Below are 6,973 nucleotides of genomic sequence, written 5' to 3'. Positions count from 1 at the left end.
CGACGCTCTTCCGATCTGATCGTATGAAGCCAGAATATTTAGATAAGTGGTTTCCGCTTGAGCAACAGCGCATCTACACTGCCAGACTGGTGAAGCGAGCTGGGCTGACCCGTCGGCGGGCAGAGTACTTTGTGCGGTTGTGGGCTTATTTACTGCTGAAGCAGCAACACGAGTTAGGGAAGCGCTTGGCGTCACCGCTGAAACATTTAGATTTGCCGCAAGGGGCGGTCGCCTGCACTCACCGGGAGGCATCGGAGATATTCTACTCGCAAAAAGAGCGGGGGAGCGATCGCGCTGCTGGTATGATGATCGATCGACTGGCGGCGATCGGTTTAATCGAAAAAGAATTCGACGGTCAAAGTATTTGTATTCAAATTCGTCCTTTACCGGAACTGACCGACGCCTTGAAATCGCCGGAAACCGCACAAGTTAGGCCAGATGACTTTAACCCGGAAACCGATGCGGTTCCCCTGGCGAATTTGATGGCTCGCTACTATAACCGTTTGGCAAAAGATCAGTCCGCTGCGCCTCACAAGCTGGTTAAGGTATTGCGTAATTGGGCTGGGCAATACCCAAAAGGTATACGGGTGCTGCGTCGTTCTGACAATCACAATGCTGTGGGAATCTACATTTTATATCCCACGGCTAGCGAGTCGGAGCCTAATTTCTTTATTCCTCCTGGCAAAACTCTCTTCATAAGTGCCGATGTCCAGAACGATGCTTTTAAGATGGCTGTCCCTGGTGACCCGGAATGCACTTGCGTCTATGTCCGCACTTGGCTGATCGATAATCCTTATATAGATCAGACAACTGTTTGTGAGTTTGCAGAGGATGTGCAGAAAAGCTTAATGCAGATGCAGGCTGACTTCCCCAATCTTTGCGATTTGTATACAGTATCCTTAAATCCGGTATATGAAGAGATGCGCCAAGCTCTAGGATTTCAAAAGACCTGCCAGGATTCGCAACGCACTATTCACTGGGTTTATCAGTCGGTGAAGCGACTTTTGGCTTTGAATATGAAGGAAACTCTTGCTGGTATTAAGTTTCAGCCTCTTTCGCCTGTGTGATCCAGGGTATGGGGAATTGGGGATTGGAGAATGTTAAGTTTTGACTTAAAACTCTCCTTTTTCCCTTCTGGAAGCTTAGAGTAAGTGTGTCAAGTTAGATAAGTCCAGCTTATAACACTGATAAAAGTAACCAATAAAAACAAACATCAAAAACCCTTTACAAAACTAAATATAGGGATTAATCTATAAACAGGTAGAGAAAACACTACCTCGAACCTCGAAAAATACATAGCAATCATCCAATCATGACCACCACCATTCAACAGCGCTCCAGCGCTAACGTCTGGGAACGGTTCTGCGAGTGGGTCACTAGCACCGAAAACCGCCTCTACATCGGCTGGTTCGGCGTCCTGATGATCCCCACCCTCTTAACCGCTACTACCTGCTTCATCATCGCCTTCGTCGCGGCTCCTCCAGTAGACATCGATGGTATCCGCGAACCCGTAGCAGGCTCCCTGTTGTACGGCAACAACATCATCTCCGGTGCTGTTGTTCCTTCCTCTAACGCCATTGGCTTGCACTTCTACCCAATCTGGGAAGCAGCCAGCTTAGATGAGTGGCTCTACAACGGTGGCCCCTACCAGTTGGTGATTTTCCACTTCCTGATCGGTATCTTCTGCTACATGGGTCGTCAGTGGGAATTCAGCTACCGCTTGGGTATGCGTCCTTGGATCTGCGTAGCATACAGCGCACCTGTATCTGCTGCCACCGCAGTATTCTTGATCTACCCCTTGGGTCAAGGTAGCTTCTCTGATGGTATGCCTCTGGGTATCTCTGGAACCTTCAACTTCATGATCGTGTTCCAAGCAGAGCATAACATCCTGATGCACCCCTTCCATATGCTGGGTGTAGCTGGTGTGTTCGGCGGTAGCTTGTTCTCCGCTATGCACGGTTCTTTGGTCACTTCTTCTTTGGTTCGCGAAACCACTGAAAATGAAAGCCAAAACTATGGCTACAAGTTCGGTCAAGAAGAAGAAACCTACAACATCGTAGCTGCACACGGTTACTTCGGACGTTTGATTTTCCAATACGCTTCGTTCAACAACAGCCGTTCTCTGCACTTCTTCTTGGGTGCATGGCCGGTAGTTGGTATTTGGTTCACCGCTTTGGGTGTCAGCACAATGGCTTTCAACCTGAACGGTTTCAACTTTAACCAATCGGTTGTGGATTCGCAAGGTCGCGTGATTGGAACTTGGGCTGATATTATCAACCGCGCTAACCTGGGTATGGAAGTGATGCACGAGCGCAATGCTCACAACTTCCCTCTGGATTTGGCTGCTGGTGTACAAGCTCCGGTTGCTATGACTGCTCCTGCTATCAATGGCTAAGTTTGAGATTTAGCTAAACAAAAAGCGCTCTCCTTTTAGGGGGGCGCTTTTTGGTTTTGGAGATATGATTGATTTAGGATTTAACTAACTGGCATATTAAATAAATGCCAAAAACAAAATTTTAACGGTGGATAGCGCCTAATTCCGGTTTTGTCGATCGCACTTTTAAATCTTCAAGCATCGATTCATACTGATAAAGCACTTCAATCGGGTTAGGTAATTGTGGGGGAGGTAAAGGATCGGGTTTTGACCGAAAATATGCGGCTAAATCTGAAATTGCTCTGCTAGCAGCAAGAATATCTCCAATCGGAACCAGATGACCCAAAGGCCATTGATTCAACCATTCATTGACTACTTCGCGGGAACCGGGATTATCGTAGGCGACTACTCCTTTACCAGCTGCGATCGCTTCTTGTAGCACGCGGGGTCGCCCTTCATTATCCGAGCAAAGTAATACCGTTTCTACATTATTCAAACAATCGAGTACTTGTTGCCGGGAGACGCTACCTTTGAGGACTATTTGTTTTTCCAGTCCATAGCGGTGGATGCGGTTTAACATTTCTCCTCTATCTGGGCCATCTCCACACACAGTTAGGTGAACATCTTCTCCATTGCTAACCAAAATTCGGACAATTTCTACTGCATCTAACGGTTTTTTTCTTGCCTTGAGTTGAGCTGCCATCAGCAAACGGATCGGCTCTTTTTGTCTTCGATCGTAATTAGAGTTTATGTTGAAAGCGGGAAGATTAGTAGTAGGATTGAAAGGCGGAAGATGAATCGGGTTTGGTAAGAAAATTGTGTTGTTGACGCCAACTACTCGGTTAATAGATGTGGCAAGATGCCGAGCAATACAAACAATTTTGTCGCAGCCTCGATAAAGGTTAAGCAATTGTTCTTTGACCGCAATGTCAATGGAATTGCTTCCAGCAAGACTATTGATGTAAGCACCCCGAACTATAAGTACGACTGGTTTATCGCGATGAACCGAGCGGACGGCTTCAAGGTGCCAGAGAAAAGATTCGCGACCGAGAATTACTATGTCGAAAGGGCCATTTTCTAGATAGGCTGCTTGCACTTGGCGATCGATATCTAATTGCGCCTGTGCGCTAATATTTAAATCCCCAGGAAAGTCAGCCTGAATCCACATCAATCCAGGATATTGCGCTAGATGAGTTGCAGTTTTGTAGGGCGCAATGTGCAGAACTTCATGCCCAAGGCTGCGTAATCCACAGGCTAGTTCTTGGCTGGAGTGAGCCGATCCGCCCCCATGTGGAGGGTGGACGCTTAAAAGTAAAATTTTCATCTGTCTTCCCCCGTGGAGACCCCCACTGTACCCGTAGGGTCAGTGGTGGGAGGAAACGGCGGACATTTTATGGGGTTCAATACCCCTAAAATGTCCAAATTACTGTGCATAGGAATACCCATCCTTTTTGTGAATGTGTTTGCAATACTTATGGCTAATGCCTTGAACCAGCCCATCGGCTGTTGAGATATTGAAACTGCCAGTGGCACGAGTGGCTACCCGACCAACGTAAGCCAAATTTAACCAAATGTGACCTAAGCAGTGAGTTTTGCCACAGCTTGAGTTGAATGCCAAGGGTATAGTTAGGGGCTAAAATCAAGGGTTTCAGCGATTAAAAACGCCTTAACTGACGAAAGCGATCGCTATAAGTTTTACTTTAAAGTTTATTCATGATAGATTCAAATGCTCTTTTTTGTTAAATTGATAAATTTTATTTATTATTAAAGTCGCGAATTTTGAGGAATCGTGGAAGCGCTTTAAACTACCACACGCCCCGGAATTGAATAGACATCCCCTCCAAAAGAATCTCAACGGCAGGCAGGATGCCTACCCCACAAGAATTTGTAAAGCTTCTTGCACGATGAGAAACGAGTGTTGCAACCAAGCCTTATAATAACCACAAAGTCCGGTATCTCGCTCAAGATATCGTAGATTATCGGAGGATTGTGATGAGCAAGTGGCAAAATACTCCCAAAGTGGGGAGGTACTCGATCGAGCAAATCGTGATTTATTTTGTGAGAGCATTGCAGGCTGTTCGACAGCTATGGGGACGCGAGGTAGGAAATCGGTCAAATTTCAGTTCTGTAAAAAGCTTTGTTTTCTTATTTTTGATCGGAACTAGCTTGAGCATTGCGATCGCATCCTGTGGGGGCAAAATTTCTGATTCCGGTGGAGCCGCCAACGCTACTGGTAACAAAAATAACGTTCAGCTCACCTTAGTTTCTTACTCTGTCACCAAAGCTGCCTACGATCGCATCATTCCCAAATTTGAAGCGCAGTGGAAAAAAGAACACAACCAAAACGTCACCGTCAACGGTAGCTATGGTGCTTCCGGTTCCCAAGCTACTGCTGTAATTAATGGTTTGGAAGCAGACGTTGTACACCTGTCACTCGCGCTTGATGTCGATAAAATTGTCAAGGCAGGTTTAATTCAACCGGGTTGGGAAACAGAAGCACCATCAGATGGAATTGTGACCAAATCTGTAGGTGTAATTGCTACTCGCGAAGGTAACCCCAAAAATATTAAAAATTGGGCAGACTTAGCAAAAAATGGCATAAACGTAATGACTCCCGACCCCAAAACTTCTGGCGGAGCCCGCTGGAATTTTCTTGCTATTTGGGGTTTTGTCACCAGAACTGGTGGGGATGATAATACAGCGCTGGACTTAACTACCAAAGTTTACAAAAATGCACCTGTGCTACCCGCAAGTGCGCGTGCAGCCAGCGATCTGTTCTTTAAACAAGGTAAGGGAGATGCCTTGATTACCTATGAAAACGAAATGATTCTCTCGGAACAATTTGGCGACAAACTTCCGTATACCGTACCGGATGTAAATATATCGATCGACAATCCTATTGCTGTTGTGGATAAAAATGTCGATAAACACGGCACTCGCGAAATTGCAGAAGCATTTGTGAAATTTCTCTACACCCCAGAAGCTCAGCGAGAGTTTGCTGCGGTAGGATTTCGTCCCGTCGATCCCACGGTAGCAAAAGAAGTGGAAAAGAAATTTCCCCAAGTGCAAACGCTCTTTACAGCTAAAGATTTAGGAGGTTGGGGTAACATTCAGAATAAATTCTTCGATGACGGCGCTATCTTTGACAAAATTCACACCAAAAAGTCTTAGAGAGCCAGTCCAGTAGAATAAATTGACAAAAACAACGAAATATGTGTTATGTAGGGGCGAAGCATTTGGGCGACAATTTATTGCACAAAACCCAAAATTTTCTGTCCAAATGCTTCGCCCTGCCGGGGTCTAAAGCCAAGCCCACATTATGTTGCTTTTGTCAACCTCTTTTACTGGACTGGGGCTGTAGATTTAGCTAAACTTGTAGATTGGGTTGAGGGACGAAACCCAACTTGTGAGGAGAGAAATAGTTGGGTTTCGCTTTGCTCAACCCAACCTACAATTACTCGAATAAGCAGCTAACCTTGTAGGTTGGGTTGAGGGACGAAACCCAACTTATGAAGATATAAATAGTTGGGTTTCGCTTTGCTCAACCCAACCTACAATTACAACTGTTTTTCGGCGAGAGGATTTGATTTGGATTGAATATAGGCTTTAAATACAGGATTGATGTGAAAGTGCGATCGCGCTCCCATTTGCACTTTTTCCACTAAGCTGCGTCGCCCTAATGATTGGATGATTTGCCAAAATTCCGATTTAGATAATTCGCGATCGCCTGGTTGTGAAATATCTACAGATTCGGCTTGACTGGCTAACCAGTAGCTCACCTTTTTTTCTGACTCGGATAAACGCTCTAACTGAGATTCTAAAATGTGTTCTAAGTCACCTAAAAATATCTCATTTTGTTCTGCTAAAAACAGAGATACGCTACCGTTAAATAAATCCTGTATTGTTGAAGCTATGATATTTAACCAGCAAGGATGACCTTGATAGAGTCTAATTAATTCTGACCAGTTCTGCTCATCTGTTAAACCTTTTTCTCTCAAAATTTCTTCTGCTTGTTCTCCTAACCCTTTCAGGTGTAACGTGCGCGTGGAGCGGTTTTCTGCTTCTAACGTAGCGACTTCTCTCGGCTTTTCCCAACTGAGGAGGATTAAACAACTTTGGTGACACGATGTGGCAATTTGTTTAAAGAATTTGCTATAATCTTCATATTGTGCTAAATATTGTCCGGCTAATTGACCGCTTTTAAAAATATTCTGCACATCGTCAAGGATGACTAAACAGCGATCGCAACGCAAATAATCGATGACTGCGGGTAATGGGTTTTGTTGCGATCGCGAAAAAAATTGTTTGAGTTCGGTTTGCAGTACTGAAAGTGTGGGAGTGTCACTGAGACTTCGCCAAATAATGTAATCGAATTCGGTTTGGATTTCTTCGATGAGTTTGAGTGCGATCGAACTTTTGCCAATTCCACTTAATCCGTATATAGTTATCAAGCGCGTGCGTGCTTCGGAAATCCACTCTTTGAGGGTAGATAGTTCGGAAGTGCGATCGTAAAAGTTAGTTAGTTCGGGTGCGTCTGTTAAATCGACGATCGGTGAGGGATTTTGGCTTTGGGGGGAGTCGGGGGGAGAGTGCGATCGG

General features: G+C 45.2%; 5 protein-coding genes and 1 pseudogene. 3 read left to right on the top strand and 3 right to left on the bottom strand.

Annotated elements, in window-relative coordinates:
* Both H6S82_RS13070 and psbA read left to right on the top strand, forming a co-directional pair.
* Positions 1 to 1,067 (top strand): hypothetical protein (locus H6S82_RS13070; protein ID WP_347339494.1); only part of this gene is annotated, 1,067 nt, incomplete at its 5' end.
* A 245-nt stretch (positions 1,068 to 1,312) separates the two neighbouring features.
* Complete coding sequence (psbA, locus tag H6S82_RS13065; RefSeq protein WP_191056292.1) at positions 1,313 to 2,395, top strand: photosystem II q(b) protein; 1,083 nt, start codon at positions 1,313 to 1,315, stop codon at positions 2,393 to 2,395.
* Between the two features lie 121 nt (positions 2,396 to 2,516).
* Here the strand turns inward: psbA and H6S82_RS13060 are convergent, their stop codons facing one another.
* Positions 2,517 to 3,698, bottom strand: coding sequence for a glycosyltransferase family 4 protein (locus tag H6S82_RS13060; RefSeq protein WP_190475736.1), 1,182 nt, complete (start codon positions 3,696 to 3,698; stop codon positions 2,517 to 2,519).
* Between the two features lie 99 nt (positions 3,699 to 3,797).
* A pseudogene (locus H6S82_RS33470) lies at positions 3,798 to 3,932 on the bottom strand (HNH endonuclease); the annotation flags it as partial.
* Positions 3,933 to 4,366: 434 nt separating this feature from the next.
* Between H6S82_RS33470 and H6S82_RS13055 the strand changes: the two are divergent.
* Positions 4,367 to 5,545: a sulfate ABC transporter substrate-binding protein gene (locus H6S82_RS13055; protein ID WP_190475738.1), complete on the top strand. Its 1,179-nt coding sequence runs from the start codon at positions 4,367 to 4,369 to the stop codon at positions 5,543 to 5,545.
* 386 nt (positions 5,546 to 5,931) lie between these two features.
* On the opposite strand, the gene H6S82_RS13050 is transcribed toward H6S82_RS13055, so the two are convergent.
* On the bottom strand, positions 5,932 to 6,973 hold a 1,042-nt coding region (locus H6S82_RS13050; protein ID WP_191056291.1), incomplete at its 5' end, for an ATP-binding protein.

It is taken from the genome of Planktothrix sp. FACHB-1355, assembly GCF_014748295.1.
Taxonomy (GTDB): domain Bacteria; phylum Cyanobacteriota; class Cyanobacteriia; order Cyanobacteriales; family Aerosakkonemataceae; genus Aerosakkonema; species Aerosakkonema funiforme_A.
Note: the sequence above shows the minus strand (reverse complement) of the source record. Positions and strands in the feature narration are given on the sequence as shown.